Below are 25,630 nucleotides of genomic sequence, written 5' to 3'. Positions count from 1 at the left end.
ATTATGTGGAATCAGGATTGTCAAGTTCATCAGGGTTCTCCGTGTCGGACTTGCACGATCGGCAGCAGGGTCACGGTCGGGGACGTACCGATCTCTCGTGGGGTGGGCCCGGCGGGTGTAGGGAGGTCGGTGAGGCGCTCGAGCAGCGCCGCGACGGCGGTGTGTCCGTCATCGACGGCGGCGCGTTCGTCGTCGGTGAGCGGGATGCTGGTGAGCATGCGTTGTAGGTTGCCGCTGGCCTCGAGTAGCTGGGCTTTGCTGGAGTCTTTCGGCGTGTAGAAGTCGCAGCGTGCGCAGGCCATCCGGTGCTGGCACTGCTCGAAAAAGGTGTAGCTGCACCAGCCGTGGCCGAGGTCGTAGTGCTGCCAGGGTTGGCCGGTGGCGGCGCCGCCGGAGGTGACGGCGTCGCGGTCGACGAGCACTTCGATGGTGCGTACGTTGCGGGCGAAGTAGCCGGCTTCGTTGTAGGCCTTGGACAGCGTGTTCGGGGTGATTTTCGCGTAGTGCTGGGTGGTGTTCGGGGTGCGGTGGCCGAGCCAGGCCTGCAGCTCGAACAGTGTCATCGGTTCCTTGGCGTTGTAGAGCTGGGTCGCGATCGTGGAGCGGGCCCGGTGACTGGTGATGTTGCCGCGGACGTCGCTGCTCGGAACACCGGCCTTGGCGCAGAGCGCGGGAATGATCGTGCGGTTGATGTAGTTCTTTGCGACCGGGTGCGCGCGGAAGGCGAAGAGCATGTCCACCTGTTCGCTGGTCTTGCGGTCGAGTGTCTTCGGCTGAGGCGGGCGCAGGGCTTGCCAGGCCTCGAGCGCCTGTCCCAGAAGGGGATCGACGGGTTTCGTGAACGCGGTGCCGGTCTTGTGGACGGGGACCTCCAGCAGGCAGACGGCGTCCTCAGCGAGCACGTCGGGTGAGTCGGCAGCAATGGGCTGACCGTCGTGTTGCCAACGCACGCAGCCAACTCGCAGCCGCGATAGCTCGTCGCTGCGCAGTCCGCCGAAGAGCCAGGTCAGTGTGATCGCCCGGATCAGCTCCATTGGGTAGTAGGTGTGGGCGGAATTGCCGGGCAGGTCACTCGAGTCGAGATTGAGCCCGGCCCAGAGCAGCTTCGCCCACACATCGTCGGCAATGACACGCGGGTTGGTGCCGATCAGTGCGGACACGCTGCGGGGCAGTGCGAGTGCCCGGGCCGGGTCGAAGCGACGATCGATCCATTCCCACTCCTGGCAGTCGCGGAAGAAGGTGCGGGTGGCCATGAGAATGTGGGCTTTGGTGCGTGGGGAGATCGGGTCTCCGGTGCGGGCGCGGAGGTGGTCGCGGCGTTGGACGTAGTCGCCGACGGTCATGCGGTCCACGGCCGCGACCCAGGCGGCGCTGGTCTGGCGGGTCCATTGCCCGGGTTCGGTGATCTCGGGATGTTCGGCGGCGAGCCACCGCCCGGCCTTGGCCAGGATGGTGCGGATGGTCCTGCGGACCCGCGGGGTGAGCGTGGAGGTGTCGTGCCAACGGGCGACCCAGTTGGCCCAGCTGTCGGTGGTGCCTTCGATGACGGCGTAGGGGTTGTCTCCGGTGCGCACCGGCGGGTCGCAGTGTCCGAGTGCGGCGACGGCACGTTGGAGCGCGTAGAGCATCTCGCCTTGGTGATCGTTGGTGGCTGGGTGCACGCGCAGCCGGTCGAATGCCGCGGTATCCAGATCCTCGAGCCTGGAACTGCGGTTGATCAGCAGGGCCTGGCTGAGCCCCCCGCGCAGTCGGTGTTTGCCGATAAAGACGCCGCGGTACCCCCACTGGTCCAGGACCGCGCTGGCCTGGCGCATCGACTCCTCGATCGCCTCGGCGCCGAAGACGAGGCGGGCCAGGTGCAGCCGGTTGAATGTGCCCAATAGTTGGAAGGCGTCGAAGCTGCCGAGCAGATAGGCCAGAGCGACGAGGAAGGGACGCACGGTGGTCTCGGTAGGCAGTTCCCTGGCCGCGACGAAGGCCTCGGCGCTCGAACCACACAGCTGCGCCCAGTCCTCGCTCGTCCACGCCCAGTAGGACCGGCCGGTGTCCGCGCAGTTCTGCAAGATGATAGCGGCCGCGTGCGCCCCGGCCCGCCGAAACCGGGCGTCATCGCCATGATGCAACCCGGCCCGCGCGGTGTCGAGCGGCTCGACGAGCCGCACCAGCGCCGTCCAGTGGGTCGCGGTCCGGCGTGGGATTCCCCGCGCTCTATTGCGGCGCAACGCCTTCGGGCTCAAATCGCGCAGTGCTCGGCGCTCCGCATCGGTCAGCTCCTCCCGGCGATCGTAGCGTTCGAGGGACACCGGAAACGTCGACGCCGGCCACGTGGCATCCGCCTCGCCGACGGCACGAACCGCGGCGGTCACGCCGGACCCGTCCCGTCGGGTGCGGTGAGCATGCTGATGCGCTGCGCATGCAGGTGCGTCATTGCACGATTCAGCTTCTCCGCAAGATCCCGACCCGACAGGTGAATATAGGTCAGCGTCGACTCGGTGGAACGGTGCCCGGCGAAGGTTGCGATCGCATGCAGCTCCCAGCCCATTCGCGCCAGGTCGGTCAGACACAGGTGTCGGGTGGTATGCGTAGAGAACTGCGGAACATCAGCAGCCAACGCGACTCGCCGCACCACCTTCGACCAGCTCCACAAGCTCAGCGGCTCACCGAAATTGCGCCGTGACTCGGACAAGAACAGCGGCCCCCGGGCGCGGCTGATCCCGGCCCGGTGGGCGAGGTAGCCCGACAGCAGCACCCCGGTCGCCGCAGAGTACGGCACCACCCGCCCTCGACGGGTCTTGGTCGTCTCCGGCCGCACCCGCAGCATGCGGTGCGCGGGATCGAGATCGTCGGTACGGAGCGAGCACAGCTCTTCACGGCGCAGCGCCGAGTCGTAGGCCAGCGCCAGCATCAGCCGGTTACGGATCGGCTCGAGCCGGAAAACGTCGAGCAGCTGCAACCACTCGGCCTCGCCGGGGATCCACGGCAACTTGACCATCCGCGGGACGAGCGGCCGGGGCTGCCCACCGAAGTGCCGGCCCGGCGTGTAACGCCCGCGACCGACCGGGTTGGACTCGCGGACCCCCTCCTCGACCAGGAAGTCGTAGAACAACCGCACCGGAACCAGTCGCTGCTGCAGCGTCGCGTTCGCCAGACCCGAACCCGAGTCCAACGCGACAACATTGGTACCGCGCCGACTCGGTCGAGTCCGCAAGTCCCTTACAAACAAGGCGATTTGGGCCCGGGTCGCGACAACCGGATCGACGCCTTCACGCTCGCAGACGAGCAGGTACTCGGCCAGGCCGCGAGCGTACGCATCGATCGTGCGAGGCGCCCGCCCCAGATCGGTCCAGATCTGCAACCACTCGGCCGCCCGCTCGTGCCGGCACAGGACCGGCCACTTCTCTTCCAAGATCATCGACACAGTCAACAGGGCCCCTCAGCTCGTGGTGACACCGCGGGACGAACAACCGACCCCCGGCGTGATTCCACGTAACTAATACGGTGATCGACATCTTCTCACGCCGGGTGGTGGGCTGGTCGATCGCTGACCACATGCGCACCGATCTCGTCACGGACGCGATCGAGATGTCGGTGCGCACCCGCGGTGGTGACGTCGGTGGCGTTATCTTCCACAGCGACCGCGGATCACAGGGCGGATTCAACCGGTCGTCGCAACACCGTGCCGTGAGGACGAGTGTACCTGTTCGGCAAACACTTCCGCTGGAGTTCTCCAACCGTGCACTTTTCGGGGGCGGTTGTTGAGCGCATCGGCGACCGCCTGAAGCTCACGGAACTTGTATCGGGACAGATCAGTTCCCTTCGGAAAATATTGTCGCAGCAGCCCATTGGTGTTCTCATTCGTTCCGCGCTGCCATGGACTGTACGGATCACAGAAGTAGACACGGATACCCGTAGATGCCGTCAGCTCGGCATGACGCGCGAGTTCCTTTCCGCGATCCCACGTCACGGATCTGCGTAGATGCTCGGGCAGCGGTGACAGCGTCGCGGCCAGAGCATCACGAACGGACTCCGAACCATATCCGGACAGCGCCGGCCCGTTCTTCACCATCGCCGCTGTTCCATAGCCCTTCAGTCGCGGCAGGTGTAGTAGAGTCGTGTATCTGCTGGTGCGCTCGACGAGCGTGCCGATCGCGGACCGGGTCAGACCGATGATGAGGTCGCCCTCCCAATGCCCCGGCGTCTTCCGGCTCTCGACCTCCTCCGGACGGGCGCTGATGGTCACCTCCTCGGTGATAAATCCGGTGCGCTGCTTCCGTGCTCGCGCACGAGGCTTTCGCAGCGCCCGGCCGGTGCGCAAGCACGCGACGAGCTCCCGCTCCAGGCCGCCGCGACCCTCGATGTAGAGCGATTGGTAGATCGCCTCAGGTGAAATGCGCATCGTCGGGTCCTCCGGATAGTCGATCGGTAGGCGATTCGAGATCTGCTCCGGACTCCACGCCGTCGCCCACCGACGATCACCGCGCCGAGGCTTGTTTCGGCCAATCCAAGCGGCATCCGGACCGGACACCACGGTTCCATCGTCGGCACGAATCACACCAGACAGTTTGTCCTGCACATATTCTCGTAGCCGATCGTGTTCGGCGAGCTTCGCTGGTTTTGGGCGCCTCGCGGCGAGGTCGGCCTTCCACTGTGCGGTCGACGCTCGGTATGTGAGCTTGCCATTGCGGGTGGCGGCGTTCCGCCGCAACTCCCGCGAGATCGTCGACGGTGACCGTCCGATCCGGTCAGCGATGTCGCGCATACTCATACCCTTGGCTCGCAGCAGCGCGATATCCTCACGCTCGGTGAACGACAGGTACCTCCCCGAGACCGGGGTCAACTCGATCGGTGGCATCCCACCAGCCTGGCGGAACCACCGTGTCCCCACCGGCCCCGACACGCCGCATGTGGTCGCTGCGTCGTCGCTCGTGAGACCCTCGGCGATCCGCGTCCAGAATGCCCGCTCTAGATCTCGGCGTATCGGAGGCCGTCCCGGTGACCGCATCACCGCACGCCCCGTCAACGCTGCTGCCCACCCGGGTGGTCGTCCCATTCCCACACCTCCGTTATCGAGGTGTTGCTTCCACCGGTTGAGCCTGGTCAGTACACCGCAGCAGCTTTCGTCGATGTATGCCGCCGTCATGGGATTCAGCTAAGTCGAGGACGGGTCGGCTCGAGTTACGATAATGCTCTCGCCGAGTCGTTCTTCCAAGGACTCAAGAGGGAGTGGCTGCACGGACGGAGTTGGACGTCGAAGTCGCAGGCACGGCTGGACCTGTTCGAGTGGCTCTCGTACTTCAATCGACGTCGCCGTCACTCCGCCCTCGGATACCTCACCCCAGTGGAGTTCGAACAACGACTCATCGCGTCGTCTACGCTGTCAGTCGCCGCATGAAATCCGGTGTCCACTCCCGAGGGGCAACCTCAGTCGTCGATGACCACCGATGCTTGTCCGTCGACCAGTGGCCGCACCAGGATCCCGTTCCAATGGAAGCCACCACGAATGTCTTTCAGCTTGAAACCCGAGTTGAACGCGGCAACCAACGACGGCATCACCCACCGGCACCCGAGCGTCTGCCGGGTTTGGCGAACTGGAAGGCTGCTCGGTGCCCTCCATCAGATGAGCGTCACCCCGCGCGCAGAGGTCTGCCGCGCACCGGCGACCACGCCGCGGTGCGCGGCATCGGGTTGGAACACCGCGGTATAAGACAAGGGCGTGCCTTCCGGGCCGGCACGACCCGGTGACCACATGACCGGTGGCGTGTTTGCCGGGTGCGGCAGCAGCGGCAGGGCCAGTCGCGGCTGCTGCGTCCCGGCCGGGAACACCGGGAACGTGCAACGAGGGGGCGAGCTGACTCAGGTCGGGTTGCGCGTTCGACGGCGGATGCCGCGTGTAGAGCCAGTTCTCGTACAGGTTCAGTAATGGGGCGGCGCCGTGGTCGCGCAGCCACGAGGAGGATTTGTCCTGCCACGTCGCGTAACCGGGAGCCAGCAACGCCTGGGCATACGACATCGCGGCGGCAAGGACCATGGTGGTCACGGCCACGCCGACGATCCGGCGCGCTGTCCGCCGACCGGCGCGCCGACGTGGTGGCGGCGAGGTCGGCGGGTGAACCGGCCTGTCCTTGGTAGACGTCATGGCCCACTCCTGCCCTCATGCCGGCTATTACTGCGAGGGTGGCCCCAGCCCAGTGTGGACTCGCCGAGAAACCGCTCACCGATGAACGAAACTCCAGGTCACACCCGATACTGGCTGAGAGTGTGCGGCTTCCTCAGCGTCACCACAGCACCCCGCGCCAAGACTGCAGGCGTGAGACACGCACTGACACCGTCGCGCTTTCGACGCCGACTCGCCCGGTTCGGCAGGCTGCGCGGCGGCGCCCACGACCTTGCTCACCGAGGTGCAGCACGACCGTGCTACCGCTGGCCCTGCTCGTCGCAGGCACAGCGGTGTTCGCCGCGACGGATGGCTGAGCCCGTCGCGCGAGCGTCGCCGGGGCCCGGGCGCATCGACACTGCAAGTCCTGGAGGACACGGGAGTTGGCGTCGGCGTTCGCGGCAACCGAGACCGGTGCCTGCTGGCTGTCCGGTCATCGCCCGGAATGGCCGTCAGCAACCACGCGATGACGACGGGGCCGCGGCATGAGCATGGCACTGGGGGATCGGCATCCTGGATGTGCCGACGTTGCTGGGCGCCCTCGGTCTGCTCGGCGTTCTCGGCGCAGTGTTCGTCGAATCCGGGCTTCTCGTCGGCTTCTTCCTGCCCGGCGACTCGCTGTTGTTCACCGCCGGCGTGTTCGCCGCCCAACTTCAGCCCTTCGCGCCCCTGTGGGTGCCGGTGATCGCCATACCTGTCGCTGCGATCCTGGGCGATCAGGTCGGTTACCTCATCGGCCGACGCGTGGGACCGGCGGTGTTCGACAGTCCCAGCGCGACGAGGCTGGGACCGAAGCAGCTCGAGCAGTCGCGGCGCTTCTTCGACCGCTACGGGCCGCGCACCGTCCTCCTCGCGCGATTTGTACCGGTCGCCCGGACCATCGCCCCGGTGATGGCGGGAGCCTCCGGCATGCGCTACCGCACCTTTGTGACCTACAACGTCATCGGGGGTGTGCTGTGGGGTACGGGCGTACCCGTCCTGGGATACCTTCTCGGCGGGATACCGATCGTGCGCAACCACATCGAGGTGATCCTGATCGCGGTCGTGGTGGTCTCCTTGGTGCCGCTGCTGATCAATGCGGTGCGCACCCGACGACGTCGCGACTCCGTCGGCGCAGCCGCGCACAACCATCCCGGACGTGTCGGCGAGCCCCGCCGACACCCCAGCGTCGACCAGTTCGACCTGCACCACCCGACCAGCACAGAACCGTGGGGGCACCGCAGATGTATGAATGACCAGCACTCGTGCTGCCGCACCACGCATCGTGCGAGCGTCCCAGTGACCGTTGCCGCGCACAGCGACTGGAGCAATCATGAAGAAACTCCCCCAGATCACCGCCATCTTCTGGGTGATGAAGATCGCCGCCACCACGCTCGGCGAAACCGGTGGTGATCTCCTCGCCCAGACCCTGAACATCGGCTACGCCGCAGCCTCGGTGTTGTTCATCGGACTGTTCCTCGTCAGCCTCGTCACCCAGCTGAAGGCCAAGACGTTTCATCCCGCCCTGTATTGGACAGTGATCGTCGCCACCAGCACCGCAGGCACTACCATGTCCGACTTCCTCAACCGCTCCGCCGGACTCGGCTACGCCAAGGGCGCACTCATTCTCATCACCTGCCTGGCCTGCGTCTTCGCCATCTGGAGTCGGTTCGGCGATACCTTCGATGTCGAACGGATCTGCACCTTCCGAGGCGAGTTGCTCTATTGGACCGCCATCTTGTTCTCCAACACCCTCGGCACCTCGCTCGGCGACTTCCTCGCCGACAGTTCCGGTCTCGGCTTCGCCGGCGGCGCCCTCCTGATCGGCACCGTGATGGCGTTGATCCTCGGCGCCCACTACTTCACCACGTCCTCCGGCACTGTCCTTTTCTGGGCTGCGTTCGTGCTGACCCGCCCGCTCGGTGCGACGGTCGGGGACCTGTTCAGCAAGCCGCACGACAAAGGCGGATTGGCGCTGGGGACGGTGGGCTCATCGGCAGTGCTCGCCGTGATCTTGCTGGCGCTCATCGTCTACACCCACATCCGCCACCAAGAAACCGTGGCAGACCGCGAACCGGTCCACGAACGGTCGTGATGGCTCATCTCCCAGCCGTTCACGCGGCCCCTGCACCCCACCGCAGCAGGCAAGCGGGCGATTTTCTCACGCATCCTCGACGTGTGGAATACGGCCTCCGTTCGAACCCGAGAGCATCGACAGCTCGTCTCCGCCTCATCCCCGATGAGGACACCGGCCTCCGAGGACGTCCTAACCTCCGCAACGTTGTTGCACGGCAATGGTATTAGAACGGAATCGGCTGGCTTCTCAGCGAATTCTCAACACAGGTCCCGTACCGTCAGGCAGATCCCGACCGACATTGAGTCCATCATGGTCTCGCCGACACCAGAATCCACACCTGCCGAACCGGCCGCGCCGCGAACGAACCCCCAGCCAAGCGCGGCGCCGACGACCCCGCCGAACCGAGACCCAGCAGCAATGCGGGTTGGGCCGTGGCATCGCTCGTGTTCTTCTGGCCGCTGGCTTTCTCCGCCTTCAACCATGCATTCGATGTGTATCCACGGTGGGCGAGCGGCGACGTCGAAGGCGCCGTGGACGCCTCCCGCCGGGTGCGCCGGCTCGGGCAACTGTCGCTGTGGATCGCCGGCGGTCTACTCCTTCTGGCGGTGATTCTTTACACGATCCTGGCCATCGTGCTGATCGCCCAAGGCGGTGACGGAGACCATGAGTGGGGTCGTGAGATGCGTGGATAGTCCCCTCGTTATCCATATCCTGCAGCCCACCGATCGTTGCGCTGTTCCCGTTCGACGCTCGTTGCGACGAGAGGAACACGGCTGCCCGATGACGACCGTCGATTCAATCCATCTCAATACATACACGCGAAAGCAGCAGGCACTGGTGCATCACCCGCCGCTGCGCGTGATGCACACGCGGTGCAGTGGAGGTGGTAAACGATGTTGGGACGCCCGACGACGCTCGCACAGTGCCCACTGACCGTGAGCGGATGCGCACACGATTCGCGGATAGCATCGACGGGCTGACCGGTGGCTTGGCCGCGACATGCGCGCTGACCGTCACCGCGGTGTCGGATGCGACGAACGCGCTGCTGGATGCGGACCTCACTCTGGCCGAGCGTGTCATCGACGCGAGCGGAGCACTCGAGAATGACGCCACGACCTGGGAGCAGCGGGCGTTCTCGCTGCTCCCGCTGCAGGCGCCCGTCGCGCATGATCTGCGTGTCATGGTCGGCGGCCTCGTGCTGTCGGCGACCTACGACGCATGGGTGGACTCGCCGTGCACATAGCCGAGAGTAAACGATCACCCAAGCCGAGCAATGGCCTCACGGGGTACAAGCCGCTGTCGACATCACTCTGCTCGGCCGCTTCTACGAACGATTCTGTGACCACACTGCTGAGATCGGCGGCGGGTCATTTTCCTCGAGACCGGAAGCCTGCCGGCCTAGGACATCTGGCCCCAGCGGCCGAGCCCCGGCGGGAACGATCGGGCAAGCACACAGTGCGAGAGGACAAGTCCGTGTTTCGATCCTTTGGTGGACTCGACGACCGCGGATCTTATGCTGCACCGCACGACCGAAAAGGCCGTGTGTGTAGCCACCACTCCGGATCGTCCACGAGTCGGTGATGACCGCTGCCGCAATCGCGAGGAGTACCGGTGCTGTTGCGCCTGCCCGGGGTATATCCGCCACAGGCAGACACCTGGTTGCTGGCACAGGTACTCGCATCGCAGAAACTCGGACCCCGTTCCCGGGTCCTCGACCTGTGCACCGGAACGGGGGCACTGAGCCTGGGGGCCCTCGCGGCGGGCGCCGGCCGGGTGACGGCAGTGGACCTCTCCCGCCGCGCTAGGCTCAACACGCGGCTCAACGCCGCGATGCATCGCCGGTCGATCCGGGTCGTGCGCGCGGCGACCTGACCGCTCCGGTCCGCGCCGACAGGTTCGACCTGGTGGTCACCAATCCTCCCTACGTTCCCGCCCCCAACGATGAGCTGCCAAGCCGCGGGGGCGAGCGGGCGTGGGACGGAACGGACGGGCACTGCTCGACCGGATCTGTATCGAGGCACCGGATGTCCTCTACGCGGACGGGGTACTGCTGATCGCCCAGTCCTCACTCAGCGGAGAATCGAGATGATACAAACATCCTCGAAGAACAGGGGCTGCGCGTCGACATCGCAGCGAGGGCCGAGGTCCCGTTCGGTCCGGTTCTCTCCTCGCGCATCCAGATGCTCGAGGTACGCGGTCTGATCACTCCAGTGCACAGGGCCGAGGAGATCGTTGTCGTGAGGGCAGCGGCATGACCTCGTCGATCGATGGGCCGCCCTCGGTGTGCGCCCTGCCGGGGCGACCGGAGACCCTTCCGCTCACCGGGGCGTAGAAGGCCATCTGGTTCGCACAGCATCTCTCCCCCGAGGTGCCCTTCGTCATCGCCCAGTACACCGAACTCCGCGGCTCCGTCGACCTCGACCTGCTGACCGCCGCCAACCAGCGGGCCCACCGCGAACTCGGCGCCGGATCCGTTCGGCTCGTCGACGTCGACGGTCACCCCCACGCCGTCGTCGTCGCACCGGCCGCGAACGTATCGGTCACCGTCGTCGACCTCAGCGCCGAAGACGCGCCGCTGGAGGCAGCTCATGAAATGGATGCGACGGGACCGCAAGATCTCCCTCGACATGTACGACGAGCACCTCGTGGTCTCACACATCCTGCGGCTCACCGACAGCCGCTGCTTCTGGTATTCGCGCGCCCACCACATCGCCCTCGACGGATACGGCGCGATGACACTGATCGGCCGGACCGCCGAACTGTACGTCGCCGCCCTCGAACAGCGGGAAGCTCCCGCCCATCCGGTGGTGCACCCCGGGCAGCTGCTCGACGAGGACCTGCGCTACCAGCAGTCCGACCAGAGACGCCGCGATCGTGATTTCTGGGTTGGCGAGACAGCGGACCTGCCGGACGCAGTGACTCTCGGGCGCAGCAGCACACCCGGCGCAGCGGCACACCGGGTCAGCGGCGCCGTCTCCGCCCGGGGCAACGCCCTCGTCGACCGCGGCGGCTCCGTTCGGCGGCGGTGATCGTGTCCGCGTTCGCCGCCTTCCTCGCCCTCATGACCGGCGCCGAGAACATCCTTCTCTCACTGCCCGTTTCGGCCAGAACTAGTGCTCTACTGCGTAATTCCGCAGGATCAGTATCGAATATGCTGCCGTTGCGGCGACGGCGGGTCCGCTCGTCCACGGTCGGGGAGGCGATGAAACCCACCCAGGCGGCGTTGACCGCCGCCCTCCGCCACCAGCGGTATCGACGCGAGGACATCGGACGCGACCGCCATTCGGGCGCAGCCGCGTCTGCCCCATCCGATCCGGCGCCGTTCGGACCGGTCATCAACCTGATGATGTTCACACAGCAGATCTCCTTCGGCGGTGTGACCGGACAGGTGCAGGTCCTGACCACCGGGCCGACCTCGGAACTGGCGATCAACGTGTACCCGGGATCGATCGGATCGTTGCCGCGCATCGACTTCGAAGGCAACTCCACCGCATACAGCCACGACAAGCTCGGCGCCCACCATCGATGGTTCATCGCGTTCCTGGACACGTTCGCCGCCGCGGACTCCTCGACCGCGATCGCGGATCTCGGCCTCTTCCTTCCGGGTGAGCGCACCGGTTTCGTGCCCGCATCCGGTGCCGCGGACTGCCCACCGAGCAGTATCCCGAAGCGGTGGCGTTGCGAGCAGACGAACGGGCGCTGACCTATGTCGAACTGGATCGGCGGTCCAGCCGGGTGGCCCGGGCACTGATCTCTCGGGGCACCGGCCCCGAAACGCTTGTCGCGGTGGCGGACTCCAGATCGATCGAATCAGTGGTAGGCCTCTGGGCGGTGGTCAAGTCCGGAGCCGCGTTCGTTCCGATCGACCCCTGCCATCCTGCCGATCGCATCACGTACACCGTGGCGGACTCGGGCGCCGCGATCGGACTCGCCGTCTCGCAGGCACGTGATCGACTACCCGACTCACTCAAATGGCTTGCGCTCGACTCCGAGGAACTGTGCGGTGATCAGCGATCCGGACCCGTACACGACCTCGAACGCACACACTCCCTCCGCCGCGACCACCCCGCCTACGTCATCTACACCTCCGGTTCCACCGGCACCCCGAAGGTGGTGCGTCGTCACCCACGCCGGACTGGCGAACCTCGCTCAAGAGATTCGCGAGAAATACGGTATCTCCACAGCGTCCCGTCTCCTGCACCTCGCTTCACCGACGTTCGACACCGCCCTGGTCGAGATACTGGCCGCCGCCAATGCCGGCGCCACCCTGGTCGTGGCCCCCGCAACCGCCTTCGGAGGTCGGGAACTGGCCAAGTTCCTGTGGGAACACCACATCACCCATCTGCTGGCTACCCCTTCCTCCCTGGCGACCGTCGACCCGGCAGGTCTCGACGAGTTGCAATTGGTGCTGGTCGGCGGCGAACCGTGCCCGCCCCCGCTGGTCCGACGCTGGGCCCAAGGCCGTGACATGCGAAATGCATACGGTCTCCCACCGAAACCACGTGCAGTGTCACCTTGACCGACCCGATGGATCCGTAGTCACCGGTCACGATCGGCCCCTCATGCGCGGGGTGCGCGCCGTGGTGCTCGATCGGAATCTGCGTCCGCTCCCCCGGCGCCACCGGCGAATTGCATCTGAGCGGAGCGGGTCTCGCCCGCGGCTACCACCTACGTCCGGGTTTGACCGCCGCCACGTTCGTCGCGAACCCCTTCGGCGAACCGGGCTCGCGTATGTTCCGCAGCGGAGACCACATCCGCTGGTCGACGAACAGCGAATTCGAGTTCCTCGGCCGGGCCGACGATCAGGTGAAGATCCGAGGTCTGCGGATCGAGCTCGGCGAGATCGACGCGGCTCTTTCGGACCATCCCGACATCACCTTTGCCGCACCGTGGTGCATCGCGGGTCCACCGGGAATCCGGTGCTCGTCGCGTATGTATTGCCGCGCGAGCCCGAGACGTTCGACGTCGAGCAGCTCCATGCACGAGTCCGGCGGTTCCTCCCCGATTACATGGTCCCCGCGTCAATCATGCTCGTGGACTCGGTACCCCTGTCCCCCACCGGCAAGCTCGACCGTGCGTCGCTGCCCTATCCCACCTTCGAGGACGGCGCACGGTCTCGACGAGATCCCGAGACACCGACCGAACACGCCGTCGCCGACGTGTTCGCAGGTCCTCGGTGCCTCCGCGGTCGGTGCCGACAGCTCGTTTTTCGACCTCGGTGGCGACTCGCTGTCCGCGACCCGAGTGGTGTCCCGGATCAATGATCGCTGGGGTACCGATCTCGGGGGGCGGGACGTGTTCGACGCGCCCACGGTTGCCGCGCTGGCCACCCGGATCGGCGAATCGACGCGCGATACGGATCGCCACCGGCTCGGCGCGATACCCCTGCCCGACCGACTCCCGCTTTCCCCGGCACAGACTTTCATCGACAGAACCGTCACCGCGCCCGCCCACTACAATATTCCGTTCACCCTCCGTGTTCGCGGCGCGTTCGACCACACCGCTCTTCGACGTGCGGTCGCCGATGTGCTCGAACGGCACCGGCCACTGCGGACCATCTACCCCGACACTCCCGCCGGCCCCTACCAACACCTGCTCGCCGACGCCGTCCCCGACCCCCGCCGACGAAGAAACATCAGGGCGGTCCTTACAGCTGGATTCGACGTCCGAACTCATCCACCCCTCCGGATTCGGGTCTTCGAATTCGGGCCCGACGACCACATGATCGCCTGCACGTTCCACCACATCGGCGTGGACGGGTGGTCGTTGGCGCCGTTGGCGCGCGACCTCGTCCTCGCATACAGCGCGCGGGCGGACGACTCGGCGCCGCAGTGGCAGGACCTTCCGGTGCAGTACGCGGACTACACCCTCTGGCGGCGGGCTGTCCTCGGACAGCGAGGATGACCCCGGAAGTCTCGCGTATGCCCAAATCGACTATTGGACAGAGGAACTGGCCAGGATTGACCGGAGCGCTCTCGCTCCCGAGTGATCGCCCCCGACCCGAGAAGTGGTCCTACGGGGCGGCGCGCCTGCCCTTCGCCATCGCCCCGGCCGTCCATGGCGCACTGCTCGAGGCGGCGCGCACCCACCATACCGGCCTGTTCACGGCACTGCACGCAGCGGTGACGCTACTACTTGCCCGGCTGAGCGGCGCCACCGACATCGCCATCGGCGCTCCCGTCGCCGGACACGGCCACCCGAGCCTGGACGACGTCGTGGGAATGTTCGTCAACACCGTCGTCCTGCGCACACAGGTGGAGTCGACCACGACCTTCGACGACCTGGTGGCCCGTTGCTCGGGACATCGAGTTGCGGGCGTTCGCGCACGCGGATGTGCAGTTCGAGCGCCTGGTGGAGATCCTCGATCCCGCACGGTCACCGTCGTTGCACCCGTTCTTCCAGGTCGCGATCTCGCTCGAAAACTTCGCCCCCGCCGAACGCGATGTCGACGGACTCACTTCGACATCACGCCCAGTCCGCTCGACATCGCGAAATGCGATCCGCATTTCTATTTCACCGAACGGCACGACGGCACCGGTGCACCAGACGGTATCGACGCCAAACTGGTGTATTCCACCGATCTGTTCAACAAGGGCCTACGCGCCGTCCTCAGCACACGGTCAGAACTGTGACCACACCGCAGCCTCCGCCACAGCTGACCTTCAGCGCTTTCTCAGCACGAATCTGAACAATTGGCCCATGTCCACTGTCAACGGTTTACCCGTACATGTACTGCTCGTCCATTTCATGGTGGTACTCGCGCCGATGACAGCGGTTCTCGTCATGTTGTGCAGCGTGTGGCCGACCGCCCGGCATCGACTGGTGTGGCCGACACTGGTGCTCGCGGCCGTCACCACTGCTTTGACCCCGCTGACCACCGACGCCGGGCAATGGCTCGAAAAGAATGTTACTGACACTGCTGCCGTGGATGCGCACACCGAACGCGGCGACACCATGATCTACTTCTCCGCGGCGCTTCTGCTGATCGCACTGGCCATCACCGCGGTACACCTCCGCGAACGAAAGGCGGGACCGTCACGCCCGCTCACATGGATCGTCGCGATTCTCGCGATCGTCGTGGCGGCCAGCACCATCGTGCAGGTCTACCGAATCGGCGAGTCAGGTTCGCGCGCGGCCTGGGGTGACGTCGTCCCCGGTGAGGCTCCATGACCTACTCAGGAAGCTATCTCAACTCCCGATCGGTCGCTGCCGGACGAAGCAGCCGAGCAAGAACGATCTGAACGAGCGATCTAGACGCGCGACACATCGTCAACCCCGACCTCCACCGCCACGTCCGGACCTGCGAATCGCCGGCATGTCGGAGGCGGTCGCTGCCCCTCTCGGGCAGTAATGTCCACATCCCGCTAATGTCCACATCCCGCTGGAAGCGCGCCCACCGTGCCATTGCGCCGACGTGGCGGCGCTTCGAGAGCTGGTGCACTGGTCACGACGACACGGCGTTGCCCGCGTATCCGAAGACGGCGGCGGCCTATCTCATCGAGGCTCTGCCTGCGGTCCCCCGGAGGCGATGGGCCTTCCATCGACGACATATCGACCGCAGCGTCTATGGAACCCCAAAAAAATCCGCGAAATTCGGGACGCTCACCTCTGACTCCCCAAGATCGGTAATCGGCGTTTCTTCTGGAACCGCGCTCAGTTCGGTGGCGCTGGAATGGAAGTTCTCACGCCCGTGGTTGTTCAGTTGCAACCGCCGCCGTTTCCGCAGTCGGAATATCCTCCACCGCCGTCGAAGCCGCTGTAACCGTAGAAGCTGCCGGCGGCGCTGCCCCCCCTGCACTGCTGGTGATGCGGTAACGCCCGCCGTTGCTCGTGGCCAGACGATCTGGTCAGAGCCTGATGGGGCACTTCCGCCGAATCTCGATGACCGTACTCATGCCCGCGCAGCAGTCCCGGACCTCGGGGCTGATCGCGGCGAGTATGCGGAGCGCGTCGTTGTGCCGGGCGGTGATGTTCACGCCGAGCAGGGGCTCCATGTGCGAGACGCGGTTACGGAGGCCGTGCAAACGCCCGCCCCGGTCGGCGACGATGTACCCATTGGGATCATTCGTGTTGTGGGGGAATGCGTGACGCAACGCCTGCTGCCACAGGACCCGCCGTCCGCCATAACTGAAGCGTCCTGGATTCGGTAGAGACTCCCGGTTTACGCCACCTCACTCGAGGTGGTCTGTTGATGGTAGCGATCTTCGTACTCGACCGGTGTCAGGTAGTCGAGTGCGGAAAGCCGGCTGTTGTTGTACCAGTGCACCCACGCAGCCGTTTCGCGTTCGAGTTCGGCCCTCCCTTTCAGTATCGGATGGCGGCCGAGGAGCTCGGTCTTGTACAAGCCGATCGCCGATTCCATGAGTCCGTTGTCGAGGGCGTCGCCGACGCTGCCGATCGATCCGACGATGCCGGCTTCCTGCAGCACATGGGTGAAGGCCAGCGACGTGTATTGGCTTCCCGCATCGGAGTTAAGCCGAGTTCGGCTTAACTCCGATTAAGCCGAGGTTTTCGTTAAGCCGAGGAAGTGCCTGTATTTCTGTGCTGCAGAGATTTCTGAGGAATTCTTCGGCTTAATGATTGATTGCCTGGCGTACGTTTGTCGGTGTCCATTGCCCCAATGGGAAGGATGTTGCAATGGACAAGACGAGCACCAAATCGGTGCCGTCGTTGTCGCCGACATGCGTCTCCTCGGCCACGAAAGGTACCAACCACCACCATCTTCTACACACTCGCCACCATCGACCTGACGCGCGCCGCCGTCAACGCCGCCTCCTCAACCCCGGCGCCCCGCCGAACACCACCTCACCGAAAACGCACTGCGATCCTTCTGCACCTTCGATGAATCGGAAACGTTAAGCCGAAAAATCCGACCGACATAAGCAGCTGACCAGCCCTAACCCTGAATTCCTCGGCTAACGAAAACCTCGGCTTAATCGGAGTGATGCACCAAACCGGTTGCTGTGAAGTGGAAGTCGTGTCGACGTCGGGTGAACAATACTTGTTCGAGCACCGATGTGACCAGCGGAGTAGATTTGCTGGTCATCACTCGCCAGCCGAGGATCCGGCGGGAGAAGACGTCGACGCAGAACGCGGTGTAGCAGAATCCCGACAACGTCCAGGTGTAGGTGAAGTCGGCTACCCACCACTGAGCCGGGTGGGTCGGTGTCGACCATGCTCGTCCGATCAGAGCCGGGTGACGCGGCGCGGTATCGTCGCTTCTCGTGGTGACAATGCGGTGCCGGCCGCGGACGGCGCCGGTGATGCCGGCCATCGTCACCCAAGTGCCGCAGCCTCACGGGCGACAGGGGGCCGGCGGCGGATGCCGCCGTCCGCAGGCCATCGTGCTTCATCTCCACGACCATGCCCTCATTCTCGTGTCGAAGACAGGACACTGCCCACGTCAGAGGCTCGCGCAGGCCAAGTCACGGAACCATCGACCGCCGGCAGCGTCGGCCGTGACGCCCATAAGATACGACGACAAAACGACATACACCCCTGAACGATCCGCCGCTGACATCTGGGTGAGCGCTAACACGGTCCGCCCTCACACCGACAGGAGCACCCATGTTCAAGTTCTTTCGTCGCAGATCCGCAACCGCCCGCGATCAGCCGGGGGTCGAACAGAGCGTGGAATCAGCATCGCCGGCGGACCTCGCGCGCCTCAGGCTATTCGCGAGCGAATTCGCCGTCAGTGGTCCCTTCGTCGATCCGGACAGCGACGAGCACGACCTCTGGCAAGCCGGCAAGCTCGTCCCCTGGTACATCAGCCACCTCCTCGACAACGGCCGACACTCCGGGCCCACCGTCGACATCGCCTGCCACGCAGAAGAACCCACCGTCGACCTATGGGAGGCCGGCCAGGCCTACCCGACCTGGGATCAGACAATAGCCCTAGCCCAACTCCTCGACGTGCGAGTACGCGACCTCACCCACCCCGACGCGCGCCCGCGCCACCACCCGAACCGCCCCCAACGCCGGCGTCGTGACCTGGCCATCCTGTCATTCGAGCCGTCCGCGGTCCACGCCGCGACAGAGTGCCGCACGATTCTCTGACCCGCAGCAAAGCCGCCATGGCAGCAACCCCATCCGGGCTTCCCCGCCAGTCGTCACCGCGGTTGCGATGTCCGTCAGGCAGGAGTGCGGTGCGGTGCGCCCGAGCGCCGTTCGGGTACAGGTGCGCGAACTCCCATCCGTCCGCTTCCGGTGCTTCGTCGACGGTCCAGGTCAGCACCTGCCCGATGATCCGGCGGGCCCGGGTGTTGCTGGCGCTGGACACCTCGGTCGGGGTGGTTGATGAGAAGGAGGTGATCGCGGCACGGTTGGAGGTCTCGGGTGAGACGTTGCGGCTGGTGGCCAATCGGTTCGCTGAGACCGGTCGAGACGTGGAGGCCACGATCGGTCGCAAGCAGCGTGACCTCCCACCGGTGCCGTCGGGAGATCACTGGTGAGATCGAGGCCAGGTTGATTGCGTTGGCCTGCTCGAAGCCGCCCGAGGGTCGGTCGCGGTGGTCGCTGCGACTGCTGGAGAAGCACGTCGCCCTGGTCGACGACATCCCCGACCTGGACCACTCGACCATCGGCCGGGTTTTAAAAAAACGAAACTTCGTCCTCACCTGAAGAAGTGCTGGACCATCCCGCCGCGGGCCAACGCAGAGTTCGCGGCCCGCATGGAAGACATCCTGTCGGTCTACGCCCGCCCCCACGATCCCTCACGCCCGGTGGTGTGCATGGACGAGAATCCCTACCAGCTCCTCGCTCACGCGCATGACCCGATCCCAGCGGGCCCGGGACGCGATCTGAAGGAGGACTCCGAGTACGTGCGGCACGGGACCTGCTCGATCTTCTGCTGGGTCGAGCCCCTGGCCGGCTGGCGGCGTGTCGATTCCCAGCCCCGGCGCACCAAGGTCGACTGGGCCGGGCAGGTCAAAGACCTGCTGTGCGTGGACTATCCCGACGCAGAGACGGTGTTGCTGGTGATGGACAACCTCAGGCACCCACGGCATCGGATCGCTCTACGAGGCCTTCGAGCCGGCCGAGGCGTTCGCGCTCGCGCAGCGGCTCAAGATCCACCACACCCCCAAACACGGCTCGTGGCTCAACATCGCCGAGATCGAGCTCTCCGCGCTGACCCGCCAGTACCTGGACCGGCACATCGAGGACCTCGGAATCCTCAACGCCGAACTCGCCGCCTGGCAACGACAGACCAACGCCGATCAACGCCAGGTCCAGTGGCACTTCACCACCGACGACGCCCGCATCAAACTCCGCCACCTATATCCCAACACTTAGCCGCGACGGTCTACTAGCAGTTGCGGGTGTACCGTCGTCGGGGCCCAAGTCCGACCCACCTCCGTCGACTGTGGCGGGATCGATCACCACCCACTCACGTCCCAAGGCAGCATCAGATTCACCCAAACTGACTCCTCGATGTAATAGTGCCCTCCTCGGCAGCACGCTCGCTCCGCGACTTCCATGGCACCAGAACAGTTCCGGGTGAGCTGTTCGGGATGATTGCGTGCCTCAACACGGAGCTGCCCTGACCCGGCGGGCCGCCACCCCACACCCGACGCCGGTAAACCGCCGGACGCCCCCGACGACACCACACAGGTACATGCCATCGCCCCGGATCAGGGAAGGATACGATCTCGGCGTGACATCAGCCGAGGGCAAACACGTGTTCATCTCCTACGTCAAAGAGGATCAACAGCAGGTCGACCAACTCTGCAAAATCCTTGACGCAGCCCAGATCCCCTACTGGAGAGACCGGACATCACTCGCCCCCGGCGACAATTGGAAGGCAAAAATCCGAGATGCAATTCGATCAGGAGCACTGATCTTCCTCGCGTGTTTCTCCGACAACTCCCGCGCACGGCCCAAGACCGTCATGAACGAAGAACTCACTCTCGCCGTCGAGGAGTTCCGCCAGATGGCACCCGGCGTGACCTGGCTGATTCCGGTTCGATTCGACGACGGGAAGATTCCCGGTTGGGATCTCGGCGCAGGACGCGTCCTCGGTGACCTGAACTACGTTGACCTCTTCGGGGCAAATTACACGTGAGGTTGCCCCTCGGGAGTGGACACCGGATTTCATGCGGCGACTGACAGCGTAGACGACGCGATGAGTCGTTGTTCGAACTCCACTGGGGTGAGGTATCCGAGGGCGGAGTGACGGCGACGTCGATTGAAGTACGAGAGCCACTCGAACAGGTCCAGCCGTGCCTGCGACTTCGACGTCCAACTCCGTCCGTGCAGCCACTCCCTCTTGAGTCCTTGGAAGAACGACTCGGCGAGAGCATTATCGTAACTCGAGCCGACCCGTCCTCGACTTAGCTGAATCCCATGACGGCGGCATACATCGACGAAAGCTGCTGCGGTGTACTGACCAGGCTCAACCGGTGGAAGCAACACCTCGATAACGGAGGTGTGGGAATGGGACGACCACCCGGGTGGGCAGCAGCGTTGACGGGGCGTGCGGTGATGCGGTCACCGGGACGGCCTCCGATACGCCGAGATCTAGAGCGGGCATTCTGGACGCGGATCGCCGAGGGTCTCACGAGCGACGACGCAGCGACCACATGCGGCGTGTCGGGGCCGGTGGGGACACGGTGGTTCCGCCAGGCTGGTGGGATGCCACCGATCGAGTTGACCCCGGTCTCGGGGAGGTACCTGTCGTTCACCGAGCGTGAGGATATCGCGCTGCTGCGAGCCAAGGGTATGAGTATGCGCGACATCGCTGACCGGATCGGACGGTCACCGTCGACGATCTCGCGGGAGTTGCGGCGGAACGCCGCCACCCGCAATGGCAAGCTCACATACCGAGCGTCGACCGCACAGTGGAAGGCCGACCTCGCCGCGAGGCGCCCAAAACCAGCGAAGCTCGCCGAACACGATCGGCTACGAGAATATGTGCAGGACAAACTGTCTGGTGTGATTCGTGCCGACGATGGAACCGTGGTGTCCGGTCCGGATGCCGCTTGGATTGGCCGAAACAAGCCTCGGCGCGGTGATCGTCGGTGGGCGACGGCGTGGAGTCCGGAGCAGATCTCGAATCGCCTACCGATCGACTATCCGGAGGACCCGACGATGCGCATTTCACCTGAGGCGATCTACCAATCGCTCTACATCGAGGGTCGCGGCGGCCTGGAGCGGGAGCTCGTCGCGTGCTTGCGCACCGGCCGGGCGCTGCGAAAGCCTCGTGCGCGAGCACGGAAGCAGCGCACCGGATTTATCACCGAGGAGGTGACCATCAGCGCCCGTCCGGAGGAGGTCGAGAGCCGGAAGACGCCGGGGCATTGGGAGGGCGACCTCATCATCGGTCTGACCCGGTCCGCGATCGGCACGCTCGTCGAGCGCACCAGCAGATACACGACTCTACTACACCTGCCGCGACTGAAGGGCTATGGAACAGCGGCGATGGTGAAGAACGGGCCGGCGCTGTCCGGATATGGTTCGGAGTCCGTTCGTGATGCTCTGGCCGCGACGCTGTCACCGCTGCCCGAGCATCTACGCAGATCCGTGACGTGGGATCGCGGAAAGGAACTCGCGCGTCATGCCGAGCTGACGGCATCTACGGGTATCCGTGTCTACTTCTGTGATCCGTACAGTCCATGGCAGCGCGGAACGAATGAGAACACCAATGGGCTGCTGCGACAATATTTTCCGAAGGGAACTGATCTGTCCCGATACAAGTTCCGTGAGCTTCAGGCGGTCGCCGATGCGCTCAACAACCGCCCCCGAAAAGTGCACGGTTGGAGAACTCCAGCGGAAGTGTTTGCCGAACAGGTACACTCGTCCTCACGGCACGGTGTTGCGACGACCGGTTGAATCCGCCCTGTGATCCGCGGTCGCTGTGGAAGATAACGCCACCGACGTCACCACCGCGGGTGCGCACCGCCATCTCGATCGCGTCCGTGACGAGATCGGTGCGCATGTGGTCAGCGATCGACCAGCCCACCACCCGGCGTGAGAAGATGTCGATCACCGTGGCCATTATGTGGAATCAGGATTGTCAAGTTCATCAGGGTTCTCCGTGTCGGACTTGCACGATCGGCAGCAGGGTCACGGTCGGGGACGTACCGATCTCTCGTGGGGTGGGCCCGGCGGGTGTAGGGAGGTCGGTGAGGCGCTCGAGCAGCGCCGCGACGGCGGTGTGTCCGTCATCGACGGCGGCGCGTTCGTCGTCGGTGAGCGGGATGCTGGTGAGCATGCGTTGTAGGTTGCCGCTGGCCTCGAGTAGCTGGGCTTTGCTGGAGTCTTTCGGCGTGTAGAAGTCGCAGCGTGCGCAGGCCATCCGGTGCTGGCACTGCTCGAAAAAGGTGTAGCTGCACCAGCCGTGGCCGAGGTCGTAGTGCTGCCAGGGTTGGCCGGTGGCGGCGCCGCCGGAGGTGACGGCGTCGCGGTCGACGAGCACTTCGATGGTGCGTACGTTGCGGGCGAAGTAGCCGGCTTCGTTGTAGGCCTTGGACAGCGTGTTCGGGGTGATTTTCGCGTAGTGCTGGGTGGTGTTCGGGGTGCGGTGGCCGAGCCAGGCCTGCAGCTCGAACAGTGTCATCGGTTCCTTGGCGTTGTAGAGCTGGGTCGCGATCGTGGAGCGGGCCCGGTGACTGGTGATGTTGCCGCGGACGTCGCTGCTCGGAACACCGGCCTTGGCGCAGAGCGCGGGAATGATCGTGCGGTTGATGTAGTTCTTTGCGACCGGGTGCGCGCGGAAGGCGAAGAGCATGTCCACCTGTTCGCTGGTCTTGCGGTCGAGTGTCTTCGGCTGAGGCGGGCGCAGGGCTTGCCAGGCCTCGAGCGCCTGTCCCAGAAGGGGATCGACGGGTTTCGTGAACGCGGTGCCGGTCTTGTGGACGGGGACCTCCAGCAGGCAGACGGCGTCCTCAGCGAGCACGTCGGGTGAGTCGGCAGCAATGGGCTGACCGTCGTGTTGCCAACGCACGCAGCCAACTCGCAGCCGCGATAGCTCGTCGCTGCGCAGTCCGCCGAAGAGCCAGGTCAGTGTGATCGCCCGGATCAGCTCCATTGGGTAGTAGGTGTGGGCGGAATTGCCGGGCAGGTCACTCGAGTCGAGATTGAGCCCGGCCCAGAGCAGCTTCGCCCACACATCGTCGGCAATGACACGCGGGTTGGTGCCGATCAGTGCGGACACGCTGCGGGGCAGTGCGAGTGCCCGGGCCGGGTCGAAGCGACGATCGATCCATTCCCACTCCTGGCAGTCGCGGAAGAAGGTGCGGGTGGCCATGAGAATGTGGGCTTTGGTGCGTGGGGAGATCGGGTCTCCGGTGCGGGCGCGGAGGTGGTCGCGGCGTTGGACGTAGTCGCCGACGGTCATGCGGTCCACGGCCGCGACCCAGGCGGCGCTGGTCTGGCGGGTCCATTGCCCGGGTTCGGTGATCTCGGGATGTTCGGCGGCGAGCCACCGCCCGGCCTTGGCCAGGATGGTGCGGATGGTCCTGCGGACCCGCGGGGTGAGCGTGGAGGTGTCGTGCCAACGGGCGACCCAGTTGGCCCAGCTGTCGGTGGTGCCTTCGATGACGGCGTAGGGGTTGTCTCCGGTGCGCACCGGCGGGTCGCAGTGTCCGAGTGCGGCGACGGCACGTTGGAGCGCGTAGAGCATCTCGCCTTGGTGATCGTTGGTGGCTGGGTGCACGCGCAGCCGGTCGAATGCCGCGGTATCCAGATCCTCGAGCCTGGAACTGCGGTTGATCAGCAGGGCCTGGCTGAGCCCCCCGCGCAGTCGGTGTTTGCCGATAAAGACGCCGCGGTACCCCCACTGGTCCAGGACCGCGCTGGCCTGGCGCATCGACTCCTCGATCGCCTCGGCGCCGAAGACGAGGCGGGCCAGGTGCAGCCGGTTGAATGTGCCCAATAGTTGGAAGGCGTCGAAGCTGCCGAGCAGATAGGCCAGAGCGACGAGGAAGGGACGCACGGTGGTCTCGGTAGGCAGTTCCCTGGCCGCGACGAAGGCCTCGGCGCTCGAACCACACAGCTGCGCCCAGTCCTCGCTCGTCCACGCCCAGTAGGACCGGCCGGTGTCCGCGCAGTTCTGCAAGATGATAGCGGCCGCGTGCGCCCCGGCCCGCCGAAACCGGGCGTCATCGCCATGATGCAACCCGGCCCGCGCGGTGTCGAGCGGCTCGACGAGCCGCACCAGCGCCGTCCAGTGGGTCGCGGTCCGGCGTGGGATTCCCCGCGCTCTATTGCGGCGCAACGCCTTCGGGCTCAAATCGCGCAGTGCTCGGCGCTCCGCATCGGTCAGCTCCTCCCGGCGATCGTAGCGTTCGAGGGACACCGGAAACGTCGACGCCGGCCACGTGGCATCCGCCTCGCCGACGGCACGAACCGCGGCGGTCACGCCGGACCCGTCCCGTCGGGTGCGGTGAGCATGCTGATGCGCTGCGCATGCAGGTGCGTCATTGCACGATTCAGCTTCTCCGCAAGATCCCGACCCGACAGGTGAATATAGGTCAGCGTCGACTCGGTGGAACGGTGCCCGGCGAAGGTTGCGATCGCATGCAGCTCCCAGCCCATTCGCGCCAGGTCGGTCAGACACAGGTGTCGGGTGGTATGCGTAGAGAACTGCGGAACATCAGCAGCCAACGCGACTCGCCGCACCACCTTCGACCAGCTCCACAAGCTCAGCGGCTCACCGAAATTGCGCCGTGACTCGGACAAGAACAGCGGCCCCCGGGCGCGGCTGATCCCGGCCCGGTGGGCGAGGTAGCCCGACAGCAGCACCCCGGTCGCCGCAGAGTACGGCACCACCCGCCCTCGACGGGTCTTGGTCGTCTCCGGCCGCACCCGCAGCATGCGGTGCGCGGGATCGAGATCGTCGGTACGGAGCGAGCACAGCTCTTCACGGCGCAGCGCCGAGTCGTAGGCCAGCGCCAGCATCAGCCGGTTACGGATCGGCTCGAGCCGGAAAACGTCGAGCAGCTGCAACCACTCGGCCTCGCCGGGGATCCACGGCAACTTGACCATCCGCGGGACGAGCGGCCGGGGCTGCCCACCGAAGTGCCGGCCCGGCGTGTAACGCCCGCGACCGACCGGGTTGGACTCGCGGACCCCCTCCTCGACCAGGAAGTCGTAGAACAACCGCACCGGAACCAGTCGCTGCTGCAGCGTCGCGTTCGCCAGACCCGAACCCGAGTCCAACGCGACAACATTGGTACCGCGCCGACTCGGTCGAGTCCGCAAGTCCCTTACAAACAAGGCGATTTGGGCCCGGGTCGCGACAACCGGATCGACGCCTTCACGCTCGCAGACGAGCAGGTACTCGGCCAGGCCGCGAGCGTACGCATCGATCGTGCGAGGCGCCCGCCCCAGATCGGTCCAGATCTGCAACCACTCGGCCGCCCGCTCGTGCCGGCACAGGACCGGCCACTTCTCTTCCAAGATCATCGACACAGTCAACAGGG

The 25,630-nt window shown here is 65.4% G+C and carries 21 protein-coding genes and 11 pseudogenes; 19 read left to right on the top strand and 13 right to left on the bottom strand.

Features of this window, described 5'->3' with window-relative positions; all coding sequences use genetic code 11:
- Positions 1 to 29 precede the first annotated feature (29 nt).
- Both ROP_RS36750 and ROP_RS36745 read right to left on the bottom strand, forming a co-directional pair.
- A complete protein-coding gene (locus tag ROP_RS36750; protein ID WP_012686759.1) occupies positions 30 to 2,366 on the bottom strand; it encodes a tyrosine-type recombinase/integrase in 2,337 nt (778 codons plus the stop codon).
- Positions 2,363 to 3,412 (bottom strand): tyrosine-type recombinase/integrase, encoded by a 1,050-nt coding sequence (locus ROP_RS36745; RefSeq protein WP_043826076.1) that lies wholly within the window; start codon positions 3,410 to 3,412, stop codon positions 2,363 to 2,365. The genes ROP_RS36750 and ROP_RS36745 overlap by 4 nt, the downstream gene beginning before the upstream one ends.
- Before the next feature lie 83 nt (positions 3,413 to 3,495).
- On the opposite strand from ROP_RS36745, the pseudogene ROP_RS42935 reads away from it, so the two are divergent.
- Positions 3,496 to 3,648, top strand: a pseudogene (locus ROP_RS42935) (DDE-type integrase/transposase/recombinase); the annotation flags it as partial.
- Positions 3,649 to 3,655: 7 nt separating this feature from the next.
- Here the strand turns inward: ROP_RS42935 and ROP_RS36740 are convergent.
- Complete coding sequence (locus ROP_RS36740) at positions 3,656 to 5,050, bottom strand: IS30 family transposase (protein ID WP_043827253.1); 1,395 nt, start codon at positions 5,048 to 5,050, stop codon at positions 3,656 to 3,658.
- A gap of 48 nt (positions 5,051 to 5,098) precedes the next feature.
- On the opposite strand from ROP_RS36740, the pseudogene ROP_RS41895 reads away from it, so the two are divergent.
- Positions 5,099 to 5,392: pseudogene (locus ROP_RS41895) on the top strand (integrase core domain-containing protein); the annotation flags it as partial.
- 29 nt (positions 5,393 to 5,421) lie between these two features.
- Here the strand turns inward: ROP_RS41895 and ROP_RS44965 are convergent.
- A complete protein-coding gene (locus ROP_RS44965; RefSeq protein WP_258085249.1) occupies positions 5,422 to 5,550 on the bottom strand; it encodes a hypothetical protein in 129 nt (42 codons plus the stop codon).
- Positions 5,551 to 6,673: 1,123 nt separating this feature from the next.
- Here ROP_RS44965 and ROP_RS36735 point away from each other — a divergent pair.
- The 9 genes and pseudogenes from ROP_RS36735 to ROP_RS44530 all read left to right on the top strand — a co-directional run bounded on the left by ROP_RS36735 (position 6,674) and on the right by ROP_RS44530 (position 12,729).
- On the top strand, positions 6,674 to 7,546 hold the full coding sequence (locus ROP_RS36735; protein WP_012686829.1) for a DedA family protein: 873 nt from the start codon (positions 6,674 to 6,676) through the stop codon (positions 7,544 to 7,546).
- Positions 7,467 to 8,228 carry a COG4705 family protein gene (locus ROP_RS36730; RefSeq protein ID WP_012686828.1) on the top strand — a complete coding sequence of 254 codons (762 nt, stop codon included), beginning with the start codon at positions 7,467 to 7,469 and terminating at the stop codon, positions 8,226 to 8,228. The genes ROP_RS36735 and ROP_RS36730 overlap by 80 nt, the downstream gene beginning before the upstream one ends.
- Before the next feature lie 413 nt (positions 8,229 to 8,641).
- A complete protein-coding gene (locus tag ROP_RS36725; RefSeq protein ID WP_012686827.1) occupies positions 8,642 to 8,902 on the top strand; it encodes a CD225/dispanin family protein in 261 nt (86 codons plus the stop codon).
- A gap of 251 nt (positions 8,903 to 9,153) precedes the next feature.
- A pseudogene (locus ROP_RS36720) lies at positions 9,154 to 9,612 on the top strand (phosphate signaling complex PhoU family protein).
- A gap of 209 nt (positions 9,613 to 9,821) precedes the next feature.
- A pseudogene (locus ROP_RS36715) lies at positions 9,822 to 10,465 on the top strand (HemK2/MTQ2 family protein methyltransferase).
- 333 nt (positions 10,466 to 10,798) lie between these two features.
- A complete protein-coding gene (locus ROP_RS44960) occupies positions 10,799 to 11,239 on the top strand; it encodes a condensation domain-containing protein (RefSeq protein ID WP_012686824.1) in 441 nt (146 codons plus the stop codon).
- A 32-nt stretch (positions 11,240 to 11,271) separates the two neighbouring features.
- Positions 11,272 to 11,913, top strand: a complete 642-nt coding sequence (locus tag ROP_RS44955; RefSeq protein WP_269454491.1) for a non-ribosomal peptide synthetase — start codon at positions 11,272 to 11,274, stop codon at positions 11,911 to 11,913.
- A pseudogene (locus ROP_RS44535) lies at positions 11,883 to 12,266 on the top strand (AMP-binding protein); the annotation flags it as partial. The gene ROP_RS44955 and the pseudogene ROP_RS44535, both read left to right, overlap by 31 nt.
- Positions 12,214 to 12,729, top strand: coding sequence for an AMP-binding protein (locus tag ROP_RS44530; protein WP_236581714.1), 516 nt, complete (start codon positions 12,214 to 12,216; stop codon positions 12,727 to 12,729). The pseudogene ROP_RS44535 and the gene ROP_RS44530, both read left to right, overlap by 53 nt.
- 283 nt (positions 12,730 to 13,012) lie before the next feature.
- Here the strand turns inward: ROP_RS44530 and ROP_RS44525 are convergent, their stop codons facing one another.
- On the bottom strand, positions 13,013 to 13,189 hold the full coding sequence (locus ROP_RS44525; protein WP_231869140.1) for a hypothetical protein: 177 nt from the start codon (positions 13,187 to 13,189) through the stop codon (positions 13,013 to 13,015).
- A 94-nt stretch (positions 13,190 to 13,283) separates the two neighbouring features.
- Here ROP_RS44525 and ROP_RS44945 point away from each other — a divergent pair.
- The 4 genes and pseudogenes from ROP_RS44945 to ROP_RS36705 all read left to right on the top strand — a co-directional run.
- Positions 13,284 to 13,487 (top strand): annotated as a pseudogene (locus ROP_RS44945) (acyl carrier protein); the annotation flags it as partial.
- Between the two features lie 18 nt (positions 13,488 to 13,505).
- Positions 13,506 to 14,114 (top strand): condensation domain-containing protein, encoded by a 609-nt coding sequence (locus tag ROP_RS44940; protein ID WP_258085261.1) that lies wholly within the window; start codon positions 13,506 to 13,508, stop codon positions 14,112 to 14,114.
- Positions 14,115 to 14,170: 56 nt separating this feature from the next.
- Positions 14,171 to 14,842 carry a condensation domain-containing protein gene (locus ROP_RS44935; RefSeq protein ID WP_258085248.1) on the top strand — a complete coding sequence of 224 codons (672 nt, stop codon included), beginning with the start codon at positions 14,171 to 14,173 and terminating at the stop codon, positions 14,840 to 14,842.
- 67 nt (positions 14,843 to 14,909) lie between these two features.
- Entirely contained in the window at positions 14,910 to 15,380 is a 471-nt protein-coding gene (locus ROP_RS36705; protein ID WP_012686818.1) for a DUF2231 domain-containing protein, read from the top strand.
- A 677-nt stretch (positions 15,381 to 16,057) separates the two neighbouring features.
- Here ROP_RS36705 and ROP_RS43755 read toward each other — a convergent pair.
- From ROP_RS43755 to ROP_RS36690, 3 genes and pseudogenes are all read right to left on the bottom strand, one after another.
- Positions 16,058 to 16,204, bottom strand: coding sequence for a hypothetical protein (locus tag ROP_RS43755; RefSeq protein WP_193384908.1), 147 nt, complete (start codon positions 16,202 to 16,204; stop codon positions 16,058 to 16,060).
- 167 nt (positions 16,205 to 16,371) lie between these two features.
- Positions 16,372 to 16,683, bottom strand: a pseudogene (locus tag ROP_RS36695) (transposase); the annotation flags it as partial.
- Positions 16,684 to 17,145: 462 nt separating this feature from the next.
- Positions 17,146 to 17,472, bottom strand: a pseudogene (locus ROP_RS36690) (DDE-type integrase/transposase/recombinase); the annotation flags it as partial.
- Positions 17,473 to 17,777: 305 nt separating this feature from the next.
- On the opposite strand from ROP_RS36690, the gene ROP_RS36685 reads away from it, so the two are divergent.
- On the top strand, positions 17,778 to 18,266 hold the full coding sequence (locus tag ROP_RS36685; protein ID WP_012686814.1) for a hypothetical protein: 489 nt from the start codon (positions 17,778 to 17,780) through the stop codon (positions 18,264 to 18,266).
- A gap of 185 nt (positions 18,267 to 18,451) precedes the next feature.
- Positions 18,452 to 18,830 (top strand): annotated as a pseudogene (locus ROP_RS44510) (helix-turn-helix domain-containing protein); the annotation flags it as partial.
- Between the two features lie 369 nt (positions 18,831 to 19,199).
- Here the strand turns inward: ROP_RS44510 and ROP_RS44500 are convergent.
- On the bottom strand, positions 19,200 to 19,484 hold the full coding sequence (locus ROP_RS44500; RefSeq protein ID WP_043827272.1) for a hypothetical protein: 285 nt from the start codon (positions 19,482 to 19,484) through the stop codon (positions 19,200 to 19,202).
- Positions 19,485 to 19,824: 340 nt separating this feature from the next.
- On the opposite strand from ROP_RS44500, the gene ROP_RS36670 reads away from it, so the two are divergent.
- Entirely contained in the window at positions 19,825 to 20,271 is a 447-nt protein-coding gene (locus tag ROP_RS36670; protein WP_148222647.1) for a toll/interleukin-1 receptor domain-containing protein, read from the top strand.
- Positions 20,272 to 20,300: 29 nt separating this feature from the next.
- On the opposite strand, the pseudogene ROP_RS41850 reads toward ROP_RS36670, so the two are convergent.
- A pseudogene (locus ROP_RS41850) lies at positions 20,301 to 20,594 on the bottom strand (integrase core domain-containing protein); the annotation flags it as partial.
- A gap of 48 nt (positions 20,595 to 20,642) precedes the next feature.
- On the opposite strand from ROP_RS41850, the gene ROP_RS36665 reads away from it, so the two are divergent.
- Positions 20,643 to 22,037, top strand: a complete 1,395-nt coding sequence (locus ROP_RS36665) for an IS30 family transposase (protein WP_043827253.1) — start codon at positions 20,643 to 20,645, stop codon at positions 22,035 to 22,037.
- A 7-nt stretch (positions 22,038 to 22,044) separates the two neighbouring features.
- Here ROP_RS36665 and ROP_RS42920 read toward each other — a convergent pair.
- The 3 genes and pseudogenes from ROP_RS42920 to ROP_RS36655 all read right to left on the bottom strand — a co-directional run.
- Positions 22,045 to 22,203: pseudogene (locus ROP_RS42920) on the bottom strand (DDE-type integrase/transposase/recombinase); the annotation flags it as partial.
- 27 nt (positions 22,204 to 22,230) lie between these two features.
- Positions 22,231 to 24,567 (bottom strand): tyrosine-type recombinase/integrase, encoded by a 2,337-nt coding sequence (locus ROP_RS36660; protein ID WP_012686759.1) that lies wholly within the window; start codon positions 24,565 to 24,567, stop codon positions 22,231 to 22,233.
- Positions 24,564 to 25,613, bottom strand: coding sequence for a tyrosine-type recombinase/integrase (locus ROP_RS36655; RefSeq protein ID WP_043826076.1), 1,050 nt, complete (start codon positions 25,611 to 25,613; stop codon positions 24,564 to 24,566). Before ROP_RS36655 ends, ROP_RS36660 begins: the two co-directional genes overlap by 4 nt.
- Positions 25,614 to 25,630 lie beyond the last annotated feature (17 nt).

It is taken from the genome of Rhodococcus opacus B4, assembly GCF_000010805.1.
Classification (GTDB): Bacteria; Actinomycetota; Actinomycetes; order Mycobacteriales; family Mycobacteriaceae; genus Rhodococcus_F; species Rhodococcus_F opacus_C.
This window is presented reverse-complemented; position numbering and strand designations above follow the sequence as displayed.

Bases quoted from the DNA above. Each gene is read 5' to 3' on its own strand.
- ROP_RS36740 (WP_043827253.1), bottom strand. From the start codon at position 5,050: ATGGGACGACCACCCGGGTGGGCAGCAGCGTTGACGGGGCGTGCGGTG.
- ROP_RS44965 (WP_258085249.1), bottom strand. From the start codon at position 5,550: ATGCCGTCGTTGGTTGCCGCGTTCAACTCGGGTTTCAAGCTGAAAGAC.
- ROP_RS36745 (WP_043826076.1), bottom strand. From the start codon at position 3,412: ATGATCTTGGAAGAGAAGTGGCCGGTCCTGTGCCGGCACGAGCGGGCG.
- ROP_RS43755 (WP_193384908.1), bottom strand. From the start codon at position 16,204: ATGGAGCCCCTGCTCGGCGTGAACATCACCGCCCGGCACAACGACGCG.
- ROP_RS36685 (WP_012686814.1), top strand. From the start codon at position 17,778: ATGTTCAAGTTCTTTCGTCGCAGATCCGCAACCGCCCGCGATCAGCCG.
- ROP_RS44955 (WP_269454491.1), top strand. From the start codon at position 11,272: ATGACCGGCGCCGAGAACATCCTTCTCTCACTGCCCGTTTCGGCCAGA.
- ROP_RS44960 (WP_012686824.1), top strand. From the start codon at position 10,799: ATGAAATGGATGCGACGGGACCGCAAGATCTCCCTCGACATGTACGAC.
- ROP_RS44525 (WP_231869140.1), bottom strand. From the start codon at position 13,189: ATGGAGCTGCTCGACGTCGAACGTCTCGGGCTCGCGCGGCAATACATA.
- ROP_RS36705 (WP_012686818.1), top strand. From the start codon at position 14,910: ATGTCCACTGTCAACGGTTTACCCGTACATGTACTGCTCGTCCATTTC.
- ROP_RS36730 (WP_012686828.1), top strand. From the start codon at position 7,467: ATGAAGAAACTCCCCCAGATCACCGCCATCTTCTGGGTGATGAAGATC.
- ROP_RS36670 (WP_148222647.1), top strand. From the start codon at position 19,825: ATGCCATCGCCCCGGATCAGGGAAGGATACGATCTCGGCGTGACATCA.
- ROP_RS36655 (WP_043826076.1), bottom strand. From the start codon at position 25,613: ATGATCTTGGAAGAGAAGTGGCCGGTCCTGTGCCGGCACGAGCGGGCG.
- ROP_RS36665 (WP_043827253.1), top strand. From the start codon at position 20,643: ATGGGACGACCACCCGGGTGGGCAGCAGCGTTGACGGGGCGTGCGGTG.